This window comes from Agarivorans albus, from assembly GCF_019670105.1.
Classification (GTDB): Bacteria; Pseudomonadota; Gammaproteobacteria; order Enterobacterales; family Celerinatantimonadaceae; genus Agarivorans; species Agarivorans albus.
The window spans coordinates 3,412,828-3,435,043 of the sequence record NZ_AP023032.1; the positions used below are offsets into that span (position 1 = coordinate 3,412,828).

The 22,216-nt window shown below is 43.2% G+C and carries 21 protein-coding genes; 13 read left to right on the plus strand and 8 right to left on the minus strand.

Annotated elements, in window-relative coordinates; all coding sequences use genetic code 11:
• The first annotated feature begins 5 nt into the window (after positions 1-5).
• The 3 genes from K5620_RS15450 to K5620_RS15460 all read left to right on the plus strand — a co-directional run bounded on the left by K5620_RS15450 (position 6) and on the right by K5620_RS15460 (position 3,020).
• On the plus strand, positions 6-803 hold the full coding sequence (locus K5620_RS15450) for a S1/P1 nuclease (RefSeq protein WP_084681927.1): 798 nt from the start codon (positions 6-8) through the stop codon (positions 801-803).
• A gap of 73 nt (positions 804-876) precedes the next feature.
• A complete protein-coding gene (locus K5620_RS15455; RefSeq protein WP_016402670.1) occupies positions 877-1,836 on the plus strand; it encodes a YbgA family protein in 960 nt (319 codons plus the stop codon).
• 209 nt (positions 1,837-2,045) lie between these two features.
• Positions 2,046-3,020 carry a DUF4382 domain-containing protein gene (locus tag K5620_RS15460; protein WP_016402668.1) on the plus strand — a complete coding sequence of 325 codons (975 nt, stop codon included), beginning with the start codon at positions 2,046-2,048 and terminating at the stop codon, positions 3,018-3,020.
• Between the two features lie 84 nt (positions 3,021-3,104).
• Here the strand turns inward: K5620_RS15460 and K5620_RS15465 are convergent, their stop codons facing one another.
• The gene (locus tag K5620_RS15465; protein ID WP_016402667.1) at positions 3,105-4,004 is read right to left on the minus strand and encodes a carbohydrate kinase family protein; all 900 of its coding nucleotides are present in this window, start codon (positions 4,002-4,004) and stop codon (positions 3,105-3,107) included.
• 202 nt (positions 4,005-4,206) lie between these two features.
• On the opposite strand from K5620_RS15465, the gene sigZ reads away from it, so the two are divergent.
• The 4 genes from sigZ to K5620_RS15485 all read left to right on the plus strand — a co-directional run bounded on the left by sigZ (position 4,207) and on the right by K5620_RS15485 (position 8,464).
• On the plus strand, positions 4,207-4,746 hold the full coding sequence (gene sigZ, locus K5620_RS15470; protein WP_016402666.1) for an RNA polymerase sigma factor SigZ: 540 nt from the start codon (positions 4,207-4,209) through the stop codon (positions 4,744-4,746).
• 72 nt (positions 4,747-4,818) lie between these two features.
• A complete protein-coding gene (locus K5620_RS15475) occupies positions 4,819-6,309 on the plus strand; it encodes a glutathione synthase (protein ID WP_040307393.1) in 1,491 nt (496 codons plus the stop codon).
• 70 nt (positions 6,310-6,379) lie between these two features.
• Positions 6,380-7,555, plus strand: a complete 1,176-nt coding sequence (locus K5620_RS15480) for a MalY/PatB family protein (RefSeq protein WP_016402664.1) — start codon at positions 6,380-6,382, stop codon at positions 7,553-7,555.
• 213 nt (positions 7,556-7,768) lie between these two features.
• Complete coding sequence (locus K5620_RS15485; RefSeq protein WP_016402662.1) at positions 7,769-8,464, plus strand: hypothetical protein; 696 nt, start codon at positions 7,769-7,771, stop codon at positions 8,462-8,464.
• Between the two features lie 100 nt (positions 8,465-8,564).
• On the opposite strand, the gene K5620_RS15490 is transcribed toward K5620_RS15485, so the two are convergent.
• From K5620_RS15490 to K5620_RS15500, 3 genes are all read right to left on the minus strand, one after another.
• On the minus strand, positions 8,565-9,401 hold the full coding sequence (locus K5620_RS15490) for a CvfB family protein (RefSeq protein ID WP_016402661.1): 837 nt from the start codon (positions 9,399-9,401) through the stop codon (positions 8,565-8,567).
• A gap of 90 nt (positions 9,402-9,491) precedes the next feature.
• Entirely contained in the window at positions 9,492-11,408 is a 1,917-nt protein-coding gene (locus K5620_RS15495) for a methyl-accepting chemotaxis protein (RefSeq protein ID WP_016402660.1), read from the minus strand.
• Between the two features lie 182 nt (positions 11,409-11,590).
• A complete protein-coding gene (locus tag K5620_RS15500) occupies positions 11,591-12,484 on the minus strand; it encodes an AraC family transcriptional regulator (RefSeq protein WP_016402659.1) in 894 nt (297 codons plus the stop codon).
• 129 nt (positions 12,485-12,613) lie between these two features.
• On the opposite strand from K5620_RS15500, the gene K5620_RS15505 reads away from it, so the two are divergent.
• On the plus strand, positions 12,614-13,780 hold the full coding sequence (locus K5620_RS15505; protein ID WP_246612293.1) for an aminotransferase-like domain-containing protein: 1,167 nt from the start codon (positions 12,614-12,616) through the stop codon (positions 13,778-13,780).
• Between the two features lie 7 nt (positions 13,781-13,787).
• On the opposite strand, the gene olsF is transcribed toward K5620_RS15505, so the two are convergent.
• Positions 13,788-15,533, minus strand: coding sequence for a bifunctional ornithine lipid synthase OlsF (olsF, locus tag K5620_RS15510; RefSeq protein ID WP_016402657.1), 1,746 nt, complete (start codon positions 15,531-15,533; stop codon positions 13,788-13,790).
• Positions 15,534-15,653: 120 nt separating this feature from the next.
• Here olsF and K5620_RS15515 point away from each other — a divergent pair, with 120 nt between their 5' ends.
• Together K5620_RS15515 and K5620_RS15520 are read left to right on the plus strand one after the other, a co-directional pair.
• Positions 15,654-16,100, plus strand: coding sequence for a DUF6942 family protein (locus K5620_RS15515; protein WP_221077395.1), 447 nt, complete (start codon positions 15,654-15,656; stop codon positions 16,098-16,100).
• A gap of 207 nt (positions 16,101-16,307) precedes the next feature.
• Complete coding sequence (locus K5620_RS15520; RefSeq protein ID WP_016402655.1) at positions 16,308-16,859, plus strand: acyl-homoserine-lactone synthase; 552 nt, start codon at positions 16,308-16,310, stop codon at positions 16,857-16,859.
• Here K5620_RS15520 and K5620_RS15525 read toward each other — a convergent pair.
• Positions 16,856-17,302: a DUF4902 domain-containing protein gene (locus K5620_RS15525; RefSeq protein ID WP_051147636.1), complete on the minus strand. Its 447-nt coding sequence runs from the start codon at positions 17,300-17,302 to the stop codon at positions 16,856-16,858. The genes K5620_RS15520 and K5620_RS15525 overlap by 4 nt on opposite strands.
• A gap of 155 nt (positions 17,303-17,457) precedes the next feature.
• Here K5620_RS15525 and K5620_RS15530 point away from each other — a divergent pair, with 155 nt between their 5' ends.
• Positions 17,458-18,162 carry an autoinducer binding domain-containing protein gene (locus K5620_RS15530; protein ID WP_016402653.1) on the plus strand — a complete coding sequence of 235 codons (705 nt, stop codon included), beginning with the start codon at positions 17,458-17,460 and terminating at the stop codon, positions 18,160-18,162.
• 91 nt (positions 18,163-18,253) lie between these two features.
• A complete protein-coding gene (locus K5620_RS15535) occupies positions 18,254-18,925 on the plus strand; it encodes a trimeric intracellular cation channel family protein (protein WP_016402652.1) in 672 nt (223 codons plus the stop codon).
• On the opposite strand, the gene K5620_RS15540 is transcribed toward K5620_RS15535, so the two are convergent.
• Complete coding sequence (locus K5620_RS15540; RefSeq protein ID WP_016402651.1) at positions 18,922-20,100, minus strand: 3-phosphoglycerate dehydrogenase family protein; 1,179 nt, start codon at positions 20,098-20,100, stop codon at positions 18,922-18,924. The two genes, K5620_RS15535 and K5620_RS15540, sit on opposite strands and share 4 nt — an antisense overlap.
• 81 nt (positions 20,101-20,181) lie before the next feature.
• Positions 20,182-21,297, minus strand: a complete 1,116-nt coding sequence (locus tag K5620_RS15545) for a phosphoserine transaminase (RefSeq protein WP_016402650.1) — start codon at positions 21,295-21,297, stop codon at positions 20,182-20,184.
• 414 nt (positions 21,298-21,711) lie between these two features.
• Here K5620_RS15545 and K5620_RS15550 point away from each other — a divergent pair, with 414 nt between their 5' ends.
• Positions 21,712-22,137, plus strand: a complete 426-nt coding sequence (locus tag K5620_RS15550; RefSeq protein ID WP_016402648.1) for an NUDIX hydrolase — start codon at positions 21,712-21,714, stop codon at positions 22,135-22,137.
• Positions 22,138-22,216 lie beyond the last annotated feature (79 nt).

The window sequence follows — 22,216 nt, forward strand, 5'->3', positions numbered from 1 at the left end:
TAGCAATGCTAAGTCGTCTAAATGCTCAACATCTAGTGGCAGTGCGATTTAGTATTGTTTTTATTTGCCTATTCTCTCTGTCTCAAAGCTGTTTTGCCTTTGGCATGAAAGGGCATCAACTAATCGCTTATATTGCCCAGCAACAACTCGACCCGCAAAGCCAAAAACACATCGAACAAATACTTGATGGCAAGAGCATGGTAGTACTTGCAACATGGGCAGACTATGCGAGAAAACAAAAAGCCTGGAAGCACACAGGCCCCTGGCACTACATTAACATTCCCAAAGGGCAGTCCCTTGAGCAAAGCCAGCGAAACCCCAAAGGAGATGTACTCAGCCAATTGGAGTATTTTGAACAGCAGCTCAAGCAGCCGAATATAAGTAAGTTAGAGCGCCAACAAGCCCTAAAGTTTTATATTCATTTTGTCAGTGACATTCATCAACCGTTGCATGTAGGTTACGCAAGCGATCGGGGTGGTAATAAGGTCTCAGTTAGTTGGTATGGAAAAAGCTCAAATCTACATCGGGTGTGGGATAGCCAACTACTTGATAGTAACAAGCTGTCTTTGGGCAAATATGCCGAGCAACTTCAGCGCCAATATCCTAGCAACGACCCGCTTTTTCACTATGAAGAATGGCTAAATCAAAGCCGTGAACTATTACCGGCTGTTTATCAATTTGGCGATAAAAACTTATCCGATAACTACGCAAACCAACATCGCCCCACTTTAGAGCTACAAATTGTTCGTGCCGGCAAACGCTTAGCCGACAAGCTAAATCATATATTTAATAACAAGGTATAGAAATGCTGAGCTCTAAGTGATCCTAATTGTTTGAGCAACGTTATACTCAATATAATGTGAAGGAGCTGACAGCATGAATAAATTTTCTAGCGACAAAATTTCTGTAGGTATTAGTAGCTGCTTATTAGGTGAAGAAGTGCGCTACGATGGCGGACACAAACAATCGCGCTTTTGTCGCATCGAATTAGCCAAGTATTTTGATTTTGAGCCCACTTGCCCAGAAATGGCTATAGGCATGGGCACCCCAAGAAAAACCATTCGTTTAGTTCAGCAAGAAGACGTTATAAGCATTCAAGCCAGTGACGGCAGCTTTGATGTTACCGAAAAAATGCAACAATACGCTAAGCGTCGCTTACCACAACTTAGCCATCATAGCGGTTACGTTGTATGTGCAAAGTCTCCTAGCTGCGGTATGGAACGAGTCAGTGTTTATTCACCGGCTAAAAACAACGCCACCAAAGACGGTGTTGGTATATTTACCGCCGAGTTAATGAAAGCTTATCCTTTATTGCCAGTTGAAGAAGACGGCCGTTTAAATGACCCTGTACTGCGCGAAAACTTTGTTAATCGTGTATTTGCTTATCACCAATGGAAAAAGCTTGAGCACGAAGGCTTTACCGTGGCTAAAGTGCAGGATTTTCACGCTAAATATAAATACTTATTGATGGCGCACCACCCTGCCAAATACCGCGAACTGGGCCCCTTATTAGCCAACATTAGCAGTAATCAAGACCTAGAAGGTTTCGCTAGTTATATCAAAGGTTTTATGGAAATTTTGAAACATAACTGCAGCCGCAAAAACCACTGTAATGTATTACAACACTTGCAAGGTTACTTTAAGCGAGAAATCACAGCCCAACAACGTGAAGAACTGGCCGAACGTATTCATGAATATCGCGAAGGTTTATTGCCTTTACTGGTGCCAATTAGCCTTATTCAGCACTACTTGCGAGAGCATCCGAACCACTATGTTGCGAAGCAAGCTTACCTAGCCCCTCACCCCAATGAGCTAAAGCTACGTTACAGTTTATAATATTTCCTAACTGCAATTGTTTGCCCAATCATTACTGATTGGGCTTTTTTAACTATCCCAATCAATAAATTCTCAACTTACATATTGTTACTCATTGCCAGCAAATACTGTGCTAAATTAGCGCCATTCGCCAAAAAAACTATACTCAAAGGCGAAACATTAAAACTAGACGACGCAAAATTTAGACTAAACGCTAACAAGAGAAAAATATGAATAATATATTTAAGCTATCACTTATTGCCTCGTTAACCCTTGGGCTTACCGCCTGTGGTAGCGATGACTCCGACACTCAACCCACTACAGCATTGGTCTCCTTTTCCATCGCAGACGCACCTGTCGATAGCGCCCAAGAAGTAAATGTAAGCTACGCTTCGTTAACCTTAAAGCGTACTGACCAAGGTGATATCGAATTACCGATTGAAGATGAAAATGGCGATCCAATAAGCATCAACTTACTTGATTACCAAAATGGTGACAGCCTGTTAGTGCTAAGCGATGCAGAATTACCAATAGGCGAATACAGCGAATTAATCATTAACACCTACGAATGCCCACAAAATCAAAATGGTGATACTCAACACTGCAACGTAGTAGAAGAATCAAATGCAGTACTACCGTTAAAAACGCCAAGTAATAAACTTCGTTTAGGTGGCTTTACAGTAACTACAGAGGGAACTCAGGCCTATACTATCGACTTTAACTTGAGAAAATCGTTAGTGAGCACCGCTGGCGGCGCTAGCTACAACTTAAAACCTCATGGCGTAACTATTATTGACAATACCACAGTTGGCAATGTCTCGGGCACTGTAGACCCAAACCTTCTCTCTGCAGGTGAATGTGTCGCTGACACAGGGAATGTTGTTTACCTTTACACCAGCCCTATTGCTGAAGAGTCTGTACTTGGTGATGAGTTTGATCCAGAAATAGACACCGAGGTTCCCGCGAATGTCGTTCAGCCTTACGCTTCGAAAATGGTTCAACTAGATAGTGAAACTGGTGAATACTCCTACAGTTTTGCTCACTTACCTGCTGCGGACTATTTACTGGCGTTTAGTTGTAGTGCGATAGATGATGACCCAGAAATTTATGATGCTGTAATGATTGCAGACCCAAGTGAGCAGCAGGCCACTATCTCTGTAGTATCAGGCGAAACAACTGAATATAACTTTGTAGAAAACATCTAATCCCCAAGAAATGCACTTATAAGCTTACCGAGGCTTGTAAGTGCATCACACTTTTACAGTTTAACTTCACTAAATATTCAGCTGCTAGGTAGAAACAAAGTCTTCTAGCTGCTGATGGCTTAAAAAGCCTGAAGCAGCGCCCGCTTCTCCAATTTTGTAAGACGCAAACAGCATCGCCCGGCTGAGCGCTTTTTCTGGGTTACTTTCTAACAAGTAGTAATGTAAAAAACATGAAAATAACGCATCTCCAGCACCAATAGTATTAAGCACGGGTCGTGTTGTTGTCGCGGGAAAATGTTGAATGGAATTTGCCTGTTGGGTATACAGCAAAGCACCGTTGCTGCCTAATCCCATCACAATAACCGAGTTGTGATAACGCTCCACCAACTGCCAAATAAACTGATGATAGTCACCACTTACTTGCTCGTCACTCAAAAACAGCACATCGGCCATGGCAAGAAATTGCTGGTTATATTCGTCTTCAATGTTACCTAGGGTATGTACATCGGTAGCAATTAGTTTGCCAGCTTGCTTAGCCAGCTCTAGCATTGGCCGGGCAAAATTAATGTTACAAGCAACAACTGCGTCGCTATGTATAAGCTGTTTCTTAAAGCCTTGTTCCGAGTATCTGCGTTGCTGAATATCTTTCAGGTCTACATGTATTTGCCGCCGCCCCTCTGGGTCATACAAAATGACCGACTGTGGTGTATCTTGCATAGTTAGCTCAAAACAAGGTTTAACTTTCGGTATTTGAGCTATGGCTTGTTGCACTTGCTCTCCTGCCATATCGGGTGCCAGCAGCGTGCATAAGTCAACCTCATCACCCAGGGTAGCAAGCGCTTTAGCCACATTAAATGCCACTCCAGACACACTGCTTTGAATACCGTCGAAAGGGTAAGTCACTGGGTAGTAGTGTTGAGGAAATCCTTCAATTTTTAAGGTGGTCTCAATATTGACTAAACCAGCAACCAAAATACGTGTCATAAAGCTAACTCATTGAATATGCGTGATGAATAACGCTAACACATCAATAAGTAACAACAAGCTTAAATGCTCGATAGAGCGACCCAAGTATTTTTTTGTTGCCTGCAGGCTTAATAAAAATCAGAAAGTTTTGCGTCTTTTAGTGAATTGCTTAGTCTTACTAAAAGTAATCAAAGATTTTTAACCTTGAGACCCTGTTTGTATGATATCTGAATGGCAAAACCACAAAGCCCAGCTTAGAAGCTATGTTAGCAAGCGGATAAATGACAGCCACGCTGTCGATGACATCTTGCAAGATGTTTACATCAAGGCCAGTAGCAATTTGCATCAACTTAAGTCAAAGGGCAGCTTAAAAGGCTGGTTATATCGTATCGCCCATAACACCATTATGGATTTTTATCGCCAGCAGAAACCCTATGAAGAATTGCCTGAAGACTTGGTCGCAGAAGATAACGATAGCGGTAGTCTAGCCCGTAAAGAGTTAGCAGAGTGCCTGCGCCCTCTCATCGATGAACTGCCCGAAAAATACGGCACACCGCTTCGTTTAGCTGAGTTAGAAGGTTACTCACAACAAAGTATCGCCGAACAGCTCGGTTTATCGCTCTCTGGCGCTAAAAGCCGAGTACAAAGAAGCCGAGTGAAGTTTAGAGAACAAATGATGGCTTGCTGTGACTTTGAAGTAGGACAAGAGGGCATCACCGACTACTCCCCAAAAAAGACAAGCTCATCGACTAAATGTTAAATGCTGTTTGTCTGCAACAAAGCGGTTAACAATCAAATTAATGCTCGCTCCCACGAGTACTCTGGAGAACACATGCCCAAACCAACGCGCCCTCTTATTTCAGCTCAAATAATCCAAGAAATAACTGAATGGGCCATTATGCATGGCGTAGCTTTTCGTCAAGCCGATCACTCTGCCAGGCATTGTCCGTTTAGTATTGCGCCAATAACTATGCCGCATGAAGTATTCGAACGCCTGCATAGAGCCACATCTCTTATTACAAGGCTAATTAACAATGTGTCAGAAGATCACGACTTTCTTCAGTCGTCGCTCGCTAAAGTGGCAAAAGCAGAGCCCTTTTTTGAACGTTTATTAGCCCTGCACCAACAAGCCCATGGTGACTCAGCACATCGCTTATCACCTGCTAGAAAACCGCTGCTAATAATGCGTACCGATTTTATGGACGACCGACAACATGGTCCAAAAGTTATCGAGTTTAATGGTATTGCTGCAGGCATGGCGCCGTTTGGCCAACGCGCAACAGAGCTGCATGCTTTTATACAAAATCAATGGCCTCAGCTTTACCAAACCTACCTAGAAGATAAGCACGCCTCACCAGCAGAAAACCAAGCTATTGAACAGCTCGCCCTTGCGATCGTTAAAGCTGCAAACAGCATTAAAGCAAGCTTTGAATCACGTGCTCAAGCTTCTTTAGACGGTTTAGCGAGTAAACCAACTTTCTTAATGGTGATACAAGAAAATGAAGACAATGTGTACGACCAACATCTTCTGGAACTAGCTCTACAGAAACAAGGGATTCGCACCCTAAGGCGCACCTTCGAGCAACTTAGTACCCAATTATCCAGCGGCGATAATCAACGCCTACTGTTAAAGGACGTAGGCGCTATTGATGTGGTATATCTTAGAGCCGGTTACCAATACGCTGACTACTACTCAACAACACGCAGCGAAAGAGTTTGCTGCGAAACCCTTAGCCAAACTAGGCTATTTATCGAGCAACACAAAGTAGCCGTAAACGCCACGTTTAGCCAGCAACTCGCCACCAGTAAAACCATGCAAATGCTCCTAACAACCATGCCAGCAGAAGACTATGCCCGCTGGGGGTTAAACCTAGATGATGCCAAGCTAATCAAAAGTGTCTTGGCAGATATGAAGCCAATAAACCAAGCAACCATCGGCTGGTTTAATAGGCAGGCAGATAAGCAAGAATGGGTACTAAAAAACCAAGGAGAAGGTGGTGGACATTGCGTTTTTGGTGAAGAAATAGCTAATAAACTTGAACAGTTAGCCCCTCATGAGTATGACGCTTGGGCTTTAATGCAGCGCTTATATCCACACGAACGCGAAGTCCCCACCATCGCAGTGCGTAATAGCACTCAAACCCACGTCGACGATCTGGTGAGCGAGATAGGCTTATTTAGTGCTTATTACGATGAAGAACCAGCAACACCGCTAAACGGATATGCTGGCTATCTTATTCGTAGTAAACCCGCGAGTGAGAACGAAGGCGGGATCCACAGCGGTAAAGGTATTTTAGATTCCTTGGTATTAAGTGACGCATAAGCTAAAAACTTGCGTCTTTTTGGTTAAGGCTGCGTCCTAACACTATCAACCTAAATCAATGGAAAACTTAATGTTTCAAACCACCCCGAGCCACCAAGGTATTAGCGACAAATTCATTAAGCATGATAGTAAAATGCTAAAGCAAATTTATGGCAGCGACCAGCTGACACCTTACTGGATAGCCGATATGGATTTCCCCATTGCCTCTCCAATTAGCCAAGCTATGCAGCAATTAGTAAACCGTGAGCAATACTCTTACGAATTTGATTCACAAACCGTATTTAAGGCGATTGCTCATTGGAATCAACAGCGCCACCAGCTTGACCTAAACCCTAATCATTTTGTGCAAGTTCCAGGGGTACTCAGCGCAATAGCATTGCTAATTCGCGACTTTACTCAAGAAGGCGACGGCGTATTAATTCAAACTCCGGTGTACCACCAATTTCGCCGTTTAATTGAATCTGCCGGACGCAAAGCTGTGACTAGCCCGCTTAAGCTAGAGGGAGATCGTTACCTATTTGATTACCAAGATTTTGAGCAACAGCTAAGCAGCGGCAAAGTGCGCATGGTGTTGTTATGTAACCCTCATAATCCGGTAGGTAGAGTGTGGACTAAACAAGAGTTGCAACAGTTAGTTACCATTGCCAAAAAGTACCAGGTAATGATTATAAGTGATGAAGTTCATGCCGATATCGTGTTTGAAGGTGCAAGATTCACCAGCATGGCCTCGTTAAACTACGACAACAGCCTCACCATTATTGGCTCCCCCGCTAAAAACTTTGGCTTAAATAGCATTGCTAATGGCTATATCTATAGTGATAACCAAGCCTTACGAGAAAAAATCAAAGCAAGCTCGGTGTCTATGTCACTAGACCACGGCAATGCATTTAGTTTGTATGCCACCATTGCAGCCTACCAGCATGGCAAAGAGTGGTTCGAAAAGTTTTTGGCTTATACCCAAGAAGTAAGAAACTGGATTATGGCATTTATGGCCAAGGAACTCCCCCAAGTTAAAGCCTTTCTACCCGAAGGTACCAATCAAATATGGTTTGATTTATCCGGCTTAAACTTAGCCCCAGAGCAATTAAAAGAGCTATTAAGCCAGCATGCTAAACTCGCGCTAACACCCGGCACCTGGTTTGGTGAAATAAACGAAAATTATTATCGGATGAACTTTGCCTCACCGTTAGAAAAAGTCCAAGCGTCACTGCAGCAACTCAAAACATCAATTAGCCAATATCGCTAATCATTTAGATAAAGGCAGAGGCCGGCGATTAAAATTACCAAGCTCTGCCTTTATGATGACTAAATAGCCAAACTGGCAAACTGGCAAACTGGCAAACTGGCAAACAGCTAGAGAGGAAAGCTCTGAGCGTTTAAATAGTATTTTCTTTTTAATTAATAGCTTAGTGGTAGCTTTATTCACATAAAAAAGACGCAAGCTCACTTAGGAATAAAGATGGAAGAAAGCAAACTCTTCAAAAAAATATGGCGATTTAATGCCATTGTAATTATGTTAGTTGGAATTGTAGGTCTAGCGCTAAGCCTATTCGCTGCCATTACAATCTACCAAGACATTACACGTGATAGAAACGTAAGAAACATTGTTAATATTGAAGAAACACAGGAAGATAAAAAAAAGTGGCGGCTAGGAAATCTAATAAGCATTAATGGATCTAGCGTAATAATGGTCCCACTCTATTCAGAGCAAAATATAAGCACAGCGTCATACAGCAAGTCGGCATCGTCAACCAGAAACTACCTCTTCATTAATGTAGAAACAAATAGTAAGTATTGGTTATTTGATAAAAATGACTACTTGATAACAAGCATTCATCAGTTACCAAATACTTCTTATTCAGAGCAAACCAAAGAAACTAAAGCCATTCTTTATTACGTGGTTAAGTCGGACACTAATAACAATAATTCGTTAACATCATCTGATCTAAAAACCGTAGCTATATCGAAGCCAAATGGCCAAGAGTACCTTGAATTACTAAAAGATATCGACTTTGTAAATGGATACAAAATTGTCGGCGAGCACTCTGTAATCATCGTGTTTCAACGCGACAATATCGCTTATTCGGCAACTATTAATTTAGACAATTTAACAGTCTCTAACGAGGAGCCATTGCCTAGCATGGAGCCCAAGTAAAACCCACCTTCGTATAAAAATTACTGTCGCTCAACGCTATATGCCAGCTACAAAAAAGCCCGCTAAGTTGCGGGCTAATCTGGCTAATGAAAAACGCTCACTATTCTTTGTCGTTTAACACTATGCCAGTTTTACTAATGGTGATTAAACCTTCTTTATAAAGCTTACCAATCGCTTTTTTAAAGGTACCTTTACTCACACCAAAAATAGCAGAAATGGCTTGCGGGGTACTTTTATCACTCAAGGCCAGGTAGCCTTGCTCTTCGCGAAGCTTAGCTAAAATGGTGTCGCCAATATCAATGGCTTTTTGTATGCCAATGGGCTCTAAACTTACGTCTAGCTTTTGGTCTTCTCGTACTTTTTGAATATAACCAGTACCAGCATAACCCGCGCGAATACGCTTAAACACTTGATCGTAATACAGTACGCCCCAGTGCTTGTTATTTACTACTGCTTTGTAACCTAGCTCAGTACGCCCAGCAACCAATAACTCAACTTTGTCGCCACGCTTATACTTGTGGTCTGACTTATCGATGTAACGATCGAGCTTATTGCTGGCGGTAATGCGTTGCTCATTGTCTAAGTAGACATACACTACGTAATGACGATCAACTTCCATTGGCTGCTGTTGCTCACCAAAAGGTAAGAACAAATCTTTGTCTAGGCCCCAATCGAGGAAGATGCCAACATCGTTAATGTCCTTCACCTGCAAGTTAGCGCATTCGCCTACTTGCACCAAAGGCTTCTGTAAAGTCGCTAATAGATTACCTTGGCTATCTCGGTAAACAAATACCTCTATTTGCTGACCAATGCTTAAATCAGCAGGCAGCTCTTTGCTTGAAAGCAAAATATCACCGAACTCGCCACCTTCTAGGTAGGCACCTAAGTCAGCCATTTCAATCACGGCTAGTTGATTAAGGCGTCCAATTTCTAGCATTTTATCTCTCTTTTCACATTCGATAAGCTCAGTATGAGCCAATGCGCGAGTATAGCATGCAAAGGCCAAGATGCACTTGGCTTAATTGGCTTAGGCTGGTTTTAATGCGTTAACAATAGTAGAGACTTGCTGGCTTACATCGGATTCAATTTTAGTGGCTAATTTGTAGGCCGACTCTACTTGCGTTTTCACCGTGCTCATTTTGGAAGTGAAGCTACCTACATGCTCACTTTGTTCACGAATATACTCACTGGCTTGATGTGCCACTTGAGCAGAAGTTTCTGCTTGCTCACGTACCTGATGAGTGGTTTCCATAAGCTTAGAAGAAATAGCCTGCTGATGTTCACTGGCTTCTTCTATTCCACCAATGTTTGACTCTAGGCTAGTCGAAGACTGTTTTAGCTGATTCAAAATACCGGTTATTTCTTCTAGTGAAGTTTGGGTGCGCATTGATAGCGTTCTAACTTCATCTGCCACCACGGCAAAACCACGGCCATGTTCACCGGCTCGGGCTGACTCAATAGCAGCATTTAGGGCGAGCAAGTTAGTTTGTTCGGCAATGCTACGAATAACATCCAAGATTGCACTTACATCAGTTACCGCTTTAACTAAGGTCGCCAGAGATTCTCGCCCTTCGGTGACCGCGGTACTGGTGCGCTTACTGGCATTCATCACCTGTTCTACATTTTGCTGCGATTCGTTCATCGCGCTCTGGGTAGCGTTGGCATTGTGCTCGACGTCACTAGATACCTGATTAAGCTGCTCTGTTAATGAACGCAGTTGTTCCATCAGCAATTGAGATTCAGCTACTTGGTGATCGGTTTGCTCTGAGGTTAAGTACACTTCACGTACCTGTTTAGTCACCGAATCGAGTGAATTAGATACCACAGATAGCTGCTTGTTCTTAAGCTCTTCTAAGTCTTCTTGCTTGGCCAATAGCTGGTTGAAAAAGGTAGCAATTTCGCCAATTTCGGTATTATTTCGGCGTACTTTTAATCGCTCAATGCTGCCGTTCTCAACCAGTGAGGCAAAGCCATTTCGCAGTTCACGAAGCGGTTTTAATACGGTACTTTGCATCACAACTTGCATTACGATGGCAATTAGCAAAATTAAGCCCGCAACACTGTATAGTGTGATTTTAACCGTTTGAGTAACCCCATCTCGTTGCTTAATAACGCCCTGCTCTGCTTGAGATATTTGCTGGGTAAGTAACTCAATGTCGGCCGCTAATGCGCTGCGTAATACCATCCGTTGTTCGATTAAAGCATTAGTCGATTGCAGCTCTCTTGGGTAGCGCTGAGTTAAACTTACTAGCTCGCTCTTTATCTCTTCGGCTAAATCGACAGCTTCTTCGGGGTCGCCTAAGGCAAACTCATCAACTTCAACTTCGCTCATCACCCCCAACAATGGTAAAGCATCAATTGATTTTGCATGTTTGTTTACCCGCAAAAACGCATCATCGTAAGCAGATTTACTGTTAGCACTAGGGTCTACAAAATAGCGGCTTCGCTGCATCGACAAGTTAACTAAAGCATTAAGAAGTTCTGTACCTTGTTGAATATAGTCACGAGAACTGGCTGCTTGAGCGCTTAAGCCGTAGTCAACGGTACTGTCTGCCCAACCAAGCATTTCACGCTCTGCATTTATCAACAAGCCTTGCTCATTACCGCTGAGTTTGCCCAGCGCTAAATAACGGTCTTGCAAGGCAATATGTAGTTGATTTAGTAGCTCAGCCAAACCTGGCAAATGCTGCTGATTGGAGCGCTCTACCAGTTCCAGCAGCAAACGCTCAGCTTCACTAAGCTCTAACGCGTTACCGGTATTTAAGTAATTGTTTACCTTAGCCACCAGCTGGCTATTAAATTGAGATTTGAGAGATTGATAATTTTGTAGCTGCTGATTGGAGCTCGACAACTCAACTAAGGAAAAGTATAAGGCTGCAATTAACACCGCACTTACGGCAAATAATGCTATCGCAGATAGTCTAGAGAATCGTGATACTCGCATAAAAACTCCATTCGCAGATTGGCTAAAACTAGCTCTGCGGCAATCCCTAACAGGCCTATTAGGCGCTAATTTGGGCGAAGATTTTATGACTAAAATATGACAATAATATTACATTGATAACTGTGTTAAAAATAGCAAAGCATTTGATATATAAATGAAAATCAACAATTACAGCAACTTAACTACAATGTTATCGGTATACAAAGCTGTAACTCAAAGCGTTCATTTGGATCCAGAAATTGACATCGAGAATAGCGCACATAAGCAGGCGTATTACCTAAACGGTAACCACTATTGGGCAGCCATTGCATATAAAATTTATGCAATATTGGTAACAAATCCCCATATCCTCCAGCGGCATGTAAGGTTGCATGCATGCCTTCGGGAATCGTTAAGGCACTAACTCCACCTCGACGCACTATTGGGTCGTCTACCGCTAAACAAGCAACATAGTGACAAAGCGGAGCCGGAACAATATCAGGATTAGAATGATACAAACCTAATAGCTTGTTTACTTGCCACTCCACGCCTTGGCTATCAGCCCAAACATGCAGTTTTTCATAGGCTTGGCGAATAGAACGATCGTAGCCTTGGTGCCTCACATAAGCGACTGGTTGGGCAGGCAAGCGCTGCACCTTAACCTCAGGCATTTGCAGCGCCTTGGCATTTAAGATTCGCTGTTGTAAGTCATCGCTCCAATGCTGCTGGTAATTAGCTTGGCTAAACTTACTGTAACCATGGTTTCGCCATTGTGTAGGTGAGCAGGCAAAGTGCTTTTTAAAAGCTTGAGAAAACGACGCCGGTGACAAAAAACCACAACATTGTGATGCTTCTTGTATGGTGAGGCCGGGTGAAAACATTAATAAATTTGCACAACGCTCCAACCGCGCACGACGAATATACTCATTAACATTTTCGCCGGTCACTTGCTTAAAACAACGATGAAAATGATAGGCGGAATACGCAGCTACTTTAGCCAATTGCCTCGCATCTAAGGGCTCGGCGATATGTTGGTGAATGTAGTACAGAGCATCGTTGATTCGATTTACCCGCACTCCATCTGTGCTTAAAGACATTCGATACCTTAAAGATCCACCGTCAGTTCCTCAAAATAGCACATATGGACAAGTCATTACACATAAACGCTAAAGCATTGCCACAGCAGTTTCTGCAATGATAGTCAGCAGTTTTTACTAAGTAGGTAAATGGCCATGTTAGCGGTGAGCAAACGAGTTAAACAAACTAAACCATCATATATACGCAACATTTTAAAGGTGACTCAGCAAGCTGATATGCTCTCTCTTGCCGGCGGTTTACCCGATGCAGAATTGTTTCCGCTAGATATTTTAACGCAGGCAGCTGATGAGTTGGCTCAATCACCTAGCATCTTTCAATATGGTGCTACCGAAGGCTTAACTGAGCTTCGCCAATGGCTACTTGAAGAAAATGGCGCCGCAGAGGACGTATTAATTACCACAGGCTCACAACAAGCCTTGGATTTAATCGCTCGTAGTTACTTAAACCCAGGGGATAAAGTATTGTGTGAAGCCCCCAGCTATTTAGGCGCCTTGCAGGTTTTTGATTTAGCGGAAGCCGAGATACATACCGTGATAGCCGAAGCTGACGGCCCCAATTTAGCCCAGCTAGAGCAACAGTTGGCTAACTATAAAATAAAGCTTTTTTATGCTGTGCCAGATTTTCAAAACCCTAGCGGCCACTGTTGGAGCCTTAGCAAACGAAAGGCCGTTGCTAGCCTACTAGCTAAATATAACGTCGCACTTATAGAAGATGCTCCTTACCGCCAACTTCGCTACCAAGGTGAGCCACTTCCCACGGTAAGCAAGCTATCTAGTTATGCAGCATTTCACCTCGGCTCTTTTTCAAAAATAGCCACACCAGGTATGCGCGTAGGCTATGTAAGAGCCAAACAAGCATTGCTAGCACCGCTAATAAAAGTGAAACAAGCAAGCGATTTACATTCCGCTCAGCCCATGCAATTGATGCTATTAGCCACGGTTCGCCACCCTTCTTTTACTGAGCACTTAGATAAGTTGACCAACACTTACCGAACTCGGCGCGACTACCTAGCAGAGCTTTTGCAGCAGCAACTTAGCGATAAACTAGAATTTAATGTCCCTCAAGGAGGCATGTTTATCTGGGCAAGGCTCCCCCACCACAATGCAATGTCTTTAGCAGAGGCTGCATTAAGACAAAAGGTAGCAATAGTGCCGGGTGATGAGTTTTGGCCAAGCAATCATACACCAGACTACCAAGCAATTAGACTAAACTTCACTGCCTTAACAGAGCCTCAGCTGGAGCAGGCAGTAAGCCGCTTAAAAAAGGCGCTGCTGCAATGTTCGCCTATGAAATAGAACGTCTTTATTTCGCTTCAACCAACATCGACTCTTCACTAATGTGAGTGTCGATATAGCGGGCTTTTTTCTTTTCTTTTAGCTGATGTAAATCAACTAATACCAAACCATCAATACACTGGTTGAATTCTGGATCGACATTGAAATCGATGAACTGAACCCCACCGGCGTGACATAACTCGGTATATTGCTTATACAGCGTTGGCACTGCGGTCCCCATTGCTGCCAATGCACTTTTTAGCTGGGCAAAATCAGCTTTATAATCATCACCGCTGAAAGACATATGAATACTGTTTTTTAGTTGCTTGGCCAGCTGGTAAGGCTGACGCGAGCGCGCATAACTTTTGTTCGAAGGAAAGTAGGTTTGATAAAAATGAATCAGTAAGTCTCTGCCAGCCTCTGGCATTGCGGCGCTAATGCTCACTGGGCCGAACAAGTATCGGTAGTGAGGATTGCGCGCCAAAAATGCGCCAATACCCAGCCACAGGTAGTCTAAGCTGCGTTTGCCCCAATATTTGGGTTGCACAAAGCTGCGCCCTAACTCAATACCCGAAGCTAAAAAGTCACAGTTTTTCTCATCGTATTCGAATAGTGATTGGCTATATAGTGCGCCAATTCCCTTATCTTCGATTAAGCGTTTAGTATCGGCAAAACGATAAGCTCCGGCAATTTCAAGTTGCTCTGCGTCCCACAATATAAGATGCATATAGTTTGCATCGTATTTGTCGGTATCGGTGCGTCGACCGGTGCCTTCACCTACAGCGCGAAAAGCTAGCTCTCGGAGGCGACCAAGTTCAGATAAAACTAAAGGTTGGGAGTTTCCATAACAGATGCAAATCTGCTTTCCATCTGGCGTCTCGCCTATTTTCTCTAATTGCTTAATCGCCTTTTTTAAAGCAAGGCGCTGCTCTGGATGAGCAATCGCAGCCTCTGTTTGGAACAGGCCTTTTTTGTTACTGCCAATACGATAAAGGTGCTTTTTGATTAACTGAGCTTGAGTGGAACGGTCTAGACCACTTAAACCAAAACTCTTTACTGGGATCTGCTCACCCACCACCATCGAGAACACTTTGTTTCGATGAAAGAACAGCTCTTTTACCAATAACAAAGTAGATAAAGGTCTATATACAAAAGAGCAAAAGTAAAACAACTTGCTGTTTTTAGCCTTTACGCAAATAGGCAATAAGGGAGTGTTGGTTTTTTTGGCAATGCTCACAAAACCCTTGGTCCACTTTCCATCTTTTACCTTAACGCCCTTTAAACGAGAGACCTCACCGGCAGGAAAAATAATCACCGCCCCTTCTTCATCTAATAACGCTTTAATGGCATTAAGCTGCTTACGCTGGCTATTGCCGCGCATGTTGTCTACTGGCAGTAATAAATCGTCAAGTGGCTTAATGGCGGAGAGAATTTCATTAGCAACAATTTTAACGTCTTTACGTACCTGACTAACCAAGTGCAGCAAAGCAAGGCCATCTATCGAACCTATTGGGTGGTTAGCTACAATAATCACTCGTCCTTCGCTAGGAATGCGCTCTCGCTCATTCTGACTAACGCGATAACTAACATTAAGCTCGGTGAATACTTGGTCGATAAAAGCCACCCCTTTTAAGTGAGGGTGCTTTTCGCCAAAGGCTTGGAACTCGTCTTCAAACAACACTTTAGAAAAAAACCATTTCGCCAAGGAATAACGACGCGGATGCTGTGCTAGGCTGGGGTAATGTTGATTGAGTACCTGCTGTGCTGAAATCATTGCTCTCTCCCTGTATTCGCCGTTAGGCTAGAAGCAGAAGATGACAAAGAAGCAACAATTTTGTGTCAGTTGCATGACACTCCCACACTTAGAAAGTGGATAAATAACAAGGACTGTTAAGTGCAATTAGGTAGCGAAAATCCGCAAATCGTACTCTATCTCAATACTCAAGTTCCCTCTCTGCCAATTAGTTATCAAGATCTAAAGGGTGCTGAACTAAGCCAGGCAATTCTAGAAAACAACAATAATAATTGGCGTAAAGTGCTAACTATCTTTGCCAAGCTTTGTGCACCTGATGAAGATTGGCGAAGTTATTTGCATCAAGATTTACTGCTTAAACAGCAAATTAATTTTAAGCAGGTTTTAGTCAAATCTGCGCAAATACACGTTGTGGCGGGAAAAGCTAACTGGCAACGATTTGACACGGCAGTTGTAGAAAAAAGTGCCATAAATCAAAAAAAATGGATTTATTTAAGGCCAAATATTTTGTTTACCCCTTACCCAGACTACCGACAATTCCCTAATAGCATGATTAGCGAATGTAGGGTGCATCTTCATCAAAGTTAAATAAAAATTTAGCTAGTCAACTGAATTATAATAAGTTTATTTTTTGAGCAGCGATATTAGAACTAAAACTAAGAGTCAATTGATAAATCCAACAAAAACAAAGCCATAGCTGATTATTACGTCCTTAGCTAGCTGTTAGGTTTAACAGTTTAAAAACAGTGCGCACTGGATTGTACTCATAGCATCATCACTAAGGGAGAGATGCTAATGGACTTTGTTAACGGCGTTGCAGAACAACTTTCACCAACTACATTTCAACACCTAAACAACTACCGTCATCAAGTGTTTGTAGAAATGCTTGGCTGGGAACTCGATACCCCTGATGGCATAGAGCAAGACCAATTTGATCGCGATGACACCGTTTATGTTATCGCTAAAAACGAACAAGACCATATTAGCGGTTGCGCTCGTTTATTGCCGACCACCAAACCCTACCTACTGGAAGAAGTATTTCCAGAGTTATTGAATGGCCTTCCCTGCCCCAAGCAACACGACGTTTGGGAACTTTCGCGCTTTGCTGCAGTAGACTTTGATAATCATAATCAAGCGCCAACTCAACTCATGTCGAGTGAAGCTTTAGCCTTGCTCACCGCCTCAATCGAGTGCGCCAAAAAACAAGGTGCTAAGCGCTTAATCTCAGTCTCTCCGCTAGGTATAGAGCGAATGTTACGCAATGCAGGTTTTCGCTACCACCGTGCCGGCCCACCTAAAATTGTGAATGGCTACGCACTGTTTGCCTGCTACATAGATATTGCTTAACTCATTACCATTGGCGACTCGCGGTAGCGATTTTTTATCGCTTCCGCCGTTGTTGCTTGCCAAGCCATCGCTTCAATAGCCTCTAGCAACAACTCATCATTGCGACGCGGGCTCACATCAAAGCCCTCTTCTTGCAACTGAATATTACTGCGTGGTAGGCCTTTTACTCGACATTGCATCCGGCCGTTATGCCATTGCCAATGCCAGTCCCACCCTAGGGTGATAGCGCACACATTTTCAAATAGCCATTCGGTATAGCCACTGAAAATAGCCTGTTCACTATTAAATTCTTCACTACTAATATTGTCTAAGCCAGAAATAATATGGCTAAAAGCGAGCACATTAAGCTGCTCAATTGACAACCTCACCAAACCATCACTGCAGGGAACAACCTGATAGCGATGTGATTCGATTACATTCTGTACACTTGCCTGTGTTTTCATAATTTTATTTTTTAATTATTTGAGCTTCCCCTCAATGAAAGCATTGTGAGGTCTAAGCATCAATTGTCAACATTAACAGTTGCGTTATACTGGTAATTCTACGGGAAAAATGATTATGCGCAGTATTTGCATAACTAGGAGAAGATAAAGCTGTCATGGAAGCTTGGTTAGAAGAACAGTTCTGTTTGTTGGAAACCCAAGGCTCTAGTGAGGCCTTTTTCCAAGAATTATCTAAAATCACCAACGCTTTAGGGTTTGACTTTTGTGCTTATGGCTTGCGAGTTCCTTATCCCTTGTCTGCTCCTCGCACCGAAATGCTTAATAACTACCCCACCATTTGGCAACATACCTACCAAGAGAAAAACTACTTGGCGGTTGATCCTACGGTGCACCATGGGATGACGTCCCAACTTCCGATTGTTTGGAGTGACCAAGTGTTCTCCCAAACGCCAGAGCTAATGGAAGACGCTCGCGCCTTTGGCCTTGAGTATGGCTGGGCGCAATCGTCTCGCCAAGCGAATGGCACAGTAGGCATGCTAACCCTAGCCCGCTCTTCAGAAATGCTAACGCCAGCCGAGCTAGTGCGTTATCGCTATCAATTACTGTGGTTAACCCAAGTAACTCACCACGGTCTTGCATCTCGAATAACCGAAGAAAAGCTTGAGATGCCAGAATTAAGTTTACGAGAGCTAGAAATGTTGAAATGGACAGCCGATGGCAAAACTGCCGATGAAATAGCTACCATTCTCAATATCACTGCGCGTACAGTAAACTTTCACATCAGCCAGGCGATGCGTAAGTTGGACGTGGTTAATAAAACTGCCGCTACGGTTAAAGCCGCACTTATGGGGCTAATCTAAGCTCCAAAAAAAGCAGCTCAAACGTTAGAAATCAAAGTCTCAAGGCTAATATGCACTATAATCTAGCTGTCTCTCACCAGCCTTAACTAGCATGACTCTTGATTTAGATTTCCACTCCACCTTATACCTAATAGGCTTAATCGCAGTATTTGTTTTTGCGCTAACTGGCGCGCTGGCTGCTGCTAAGCGCGAGCTAGACATCCTTGCTTTTGTATTTGTTGGCATTGTCACAGGCATAGGTGGCGGAACAATTCGCGATTTATTGCTGAGAACTGATCAAATCTTCTGGATTGCCGATCCTAACTACCTCACGGTGTGTATTGTCGCTTCAGTGATGACCTATTTTTTTGCCCATTGGGTAATCAAAATTGATCGAATCTTATTGTGGATGGATGCAGCGGGCATCGCCTTGTTTGCAGTATTAGGTACCAGTAAGGCCTTAAGTTACGAGGTCGCGCCGCTGATTGCTATTTTAATGGGGGTAATCAGCTCCACTTTAGGATCTGCAATTCGCGATTTAATGATACAAGTGAAGCTGGTGATTTTTGAGCCTGAAATATACGTAACAGCTTGTTTATTAGGAAGCTTGTCTTACGTAGTGCTAAGTCACTTTGGTATTAACGAGGTCTACAATATCTTGTTATCTAGTGGCGCGGCTTTTCTGTTACGGGTACTGGCTATAGAACTCGATTTAAGATTTCCCAGCTTCACACTTAGTAAGCTACAAAACCGGGAAATTCGTAAACAACAGCATAAGTCTTAAGCGTGTTCACCAATGGCATTCACATGGAATACATGCTCTACATTGGCAATCGCCTCTAGCAACTCGGTGGTGGCTGGTGTTGCAATGTCCATCAAGGTGTAAGCAATATCATTGCGACTCTTGTTCAGCATATCAATCACGTTGATATCCATGTCTGAGAGCAAGGCTAATACATTACTTAGTACCTTGGGTACGTTGTCGTTGGCAAAGGCAATACGGTAGCCCTCTGTTCTGCTTAACTTAATGTTAGGAAAGTTAACCGAATTATGAATGTTGCCATTTTCCAAGAAATCAATTAATTGGCGTGCAGCCATTACGGCGCAGTTTTGCTCGGCTTCGTTAGTGCTTGCGCCTAGGTGTGGCAAACTAAGTACCTTAGGATGTTTTAGCAAAGCAAGGCTCGGAAAATCGCTAACGTATTGAGATAACTGCTGTTTAGCTAAGGCGGTAAGCAAGGCATCTTCGTCTACAATGCTGCCTCGCGCAAAGTTCAGCAACACTGCACCTTGTTTAATAGATGCTAAGTTATCGCTATTAATTAAGCCTTGGGTATGTTTGTTAGCAGGCACATGAATAGTGACATAATCACTCGCAGCTAAAAGATCTTTTAGCTCATCAGCACACTCAACTTCTGAAGATAAGCGCCAAGCTGCTTGCACACTCAGTGCAGGGTCAAAACCAACCACCTTCATGCCTAAACCAAGAGCAGCATGAGCCACCTCGGCACCAATAGCACCTAAGCCAACTACTCCTAGCGTTTTACCGGTGAGCTCAGAGCCAACAAACCCTTTTTTCTCGGCTTCAACTTTAAGCTGTAAAGCTTTTGCATCCATATCTTCGCTCAAGCCTTCAATAAAGCTTAAACCGGCGGCGATGTTACGCGCACTTAGTAGCATTCCCCCCAAGACTAACTCTTTTACGGCGTTGGCATTGGCGCCAGGCGTATTAAACACAACGATGCCCTGCTCACTACAACGCTGGATGGGAATATTATTTACCCCCGCACCACAACGCGCTAAGGCTTTAACTTCACTTGGAAAATCGTAGTCATGTAAATTAGCGCTGCGGAGCATAATGGCATCTGGTGCCTCCTGCCCTTCAGCTACTTGGTAACGCTCCTTAAAACATGCCAAGCCTTGTTGGTGAATATTATTAATGGTCCGAATATTCGGCATACAGCTTCTCCCTAAACAACAATTACGGTGTTTTCGTGACAAACTGCAGCACGAAAATAGAATATTAAAATCTTTACAAACTTATAGGCACACCTGCTTATAAGCCCAAGCTAACCAAGGCATAAAGCGCTCTAGATCTTCTTTCTCAACAGTGGCGCCACACCAAATGCGCAAGCCTGCAGGAGCATCTCGGTAAGCACCTATGTCAAAAGCAACCTGCTCTTGGTCTAACAGGCCGATGATAGTTTTAACCTGTTCAGCAGACGCATCCAATGTTAAACAAACACTGGTATTTGATAGGGTTTCAGGCTGTTTCGCCAAGAAACTAATCCACGCGTTGTCGGCAACAAACTGTTTTATGACTTCGAGGTTTTGTTGGGATTTGCTGATGCTTGCCGAGACTCCGCCCAACGATTGAACCCATTTGAGGGCGTCGATATAGTCCGCCACACATAACATCGACGGCGTGTTAATCGTTTCGCCTTTGAATATACCTTCAATGAGTTTCCCTCCTTGGGTTAATCGAAATACTTTAGGCATTGGCCAGCTTGGTTGGTGGCTCTCTAATCGTGCTACTGCTCGTGGGCTAAGAATAATCACCCCGTGAGCACCCTCACCGCCCAGAGCTTTTTGCCAGCTGTAAGTCACAACATCAAGCTTTTCCCAAGGCATAGGCATGGCAAATACTGCAGAAGTAGCATCACAAATAGTTAAACCACTGCGTTGAGAGCTTATCCAATCACCATTTGGCACGGCTACACCAGAGGTAGTGCCGTTCCAAGTAAAAATACAATCATTATCAGGGTTAGCTTGGTTCATGTCTGGTAGCTGGCCGTAATCGCTGCTGTAGTGATTAACTTGCTCAAGCTTTAGCTGCTTGCTCACGTCGGTGAACCACCCTTTACCAAACGACTCCCAACTAAAAATATCTAGTGGCTTAGGGCCTAATAGCGACCACATCACCATTTCCATCGCCCCCGTGTCAGAGCCTGGAACAATACCCACTCGGTAACCTTCCGGTAACTCCAATAATTGCTCGGTAAGTTGAATCGCTTCGCCTAGTTGAGCTTTACCAATTTTACTGCGATGAGAGCGACCAAGCGCATCAATGTTCAGCTGGCTAAGCGCGTAGCCCGGACGTTTTGCACAAGGCCCAGATGAAAAGTTTGGGCAATTGGGTTTTAACTGCGGTTTCATTAACGATCCTTGTAAGTAGCTGCCTAACTAGGCAATTGAATAATAACTAAAAGCAGTATATGCGAGAGAGCTAGACCATAAAATGACCTGACACCAATTTTAAACGCTGGCGAAAACTTCAATACAAACAAAGGTAAATAGTCTAATTATCAAGATAATTGCAGAGCATATACAGTGGTGAGCAACGCTTAAAACTAAATAGAGATACTAATCCCCCATATAACACTAAGGCCCAAATCCTTGACTTCATTTAAGACCTAAAGCTGGGTAGTATTTAACTAAGTCTCAATCTCAAAAAGCGAACATAGCTTGCCAGCCCTTACTTATTGCCCTCAATGTTCCAGTACTACATTCAAGCAAATCGATGTTAAACAATGGGCTTGCAAACAATGCAAATTTAGCTACTTTCACAATATGGCCTCTACCGCTGGCGCCTTACTCATTTATAAAGGAGAACTATTACTAGTAGAGCGCGCCATTGATCCGAAAAAAGGCTACTGGGACTTACCGGGTGGATTCATCGAATATGGTGAAAGCTTAGAACAGGGCTTACAACGAGAGCTAAATGAAGAACTTGGGCTTGAACTAGCCACCGAAAAATTTAGCTACTTTGGCTCATTTGCTAATCAATATACCTACAACCAAGTGCTTTATCATACTTGCGATAGCTTTTTTGTTTACTTGCTAGACAGCAAGATATCACCACAAGCAAGAGATGATGTGGCAGGCTGGCAATGGCACAATCTAAAAAACCTTCCTTTAGACAAAATAGCTTTTACCTCGGTAAAGCAAGGACTTAAAAAACTTTCTCAACAAACCATCATCCCTATTTACAAATAAATCACATAAAGTTGATGTAGAACATACCCTCTTAACCATATTTTTACTATGGTTAATTTGCTCAAAAAGCGAACAACAA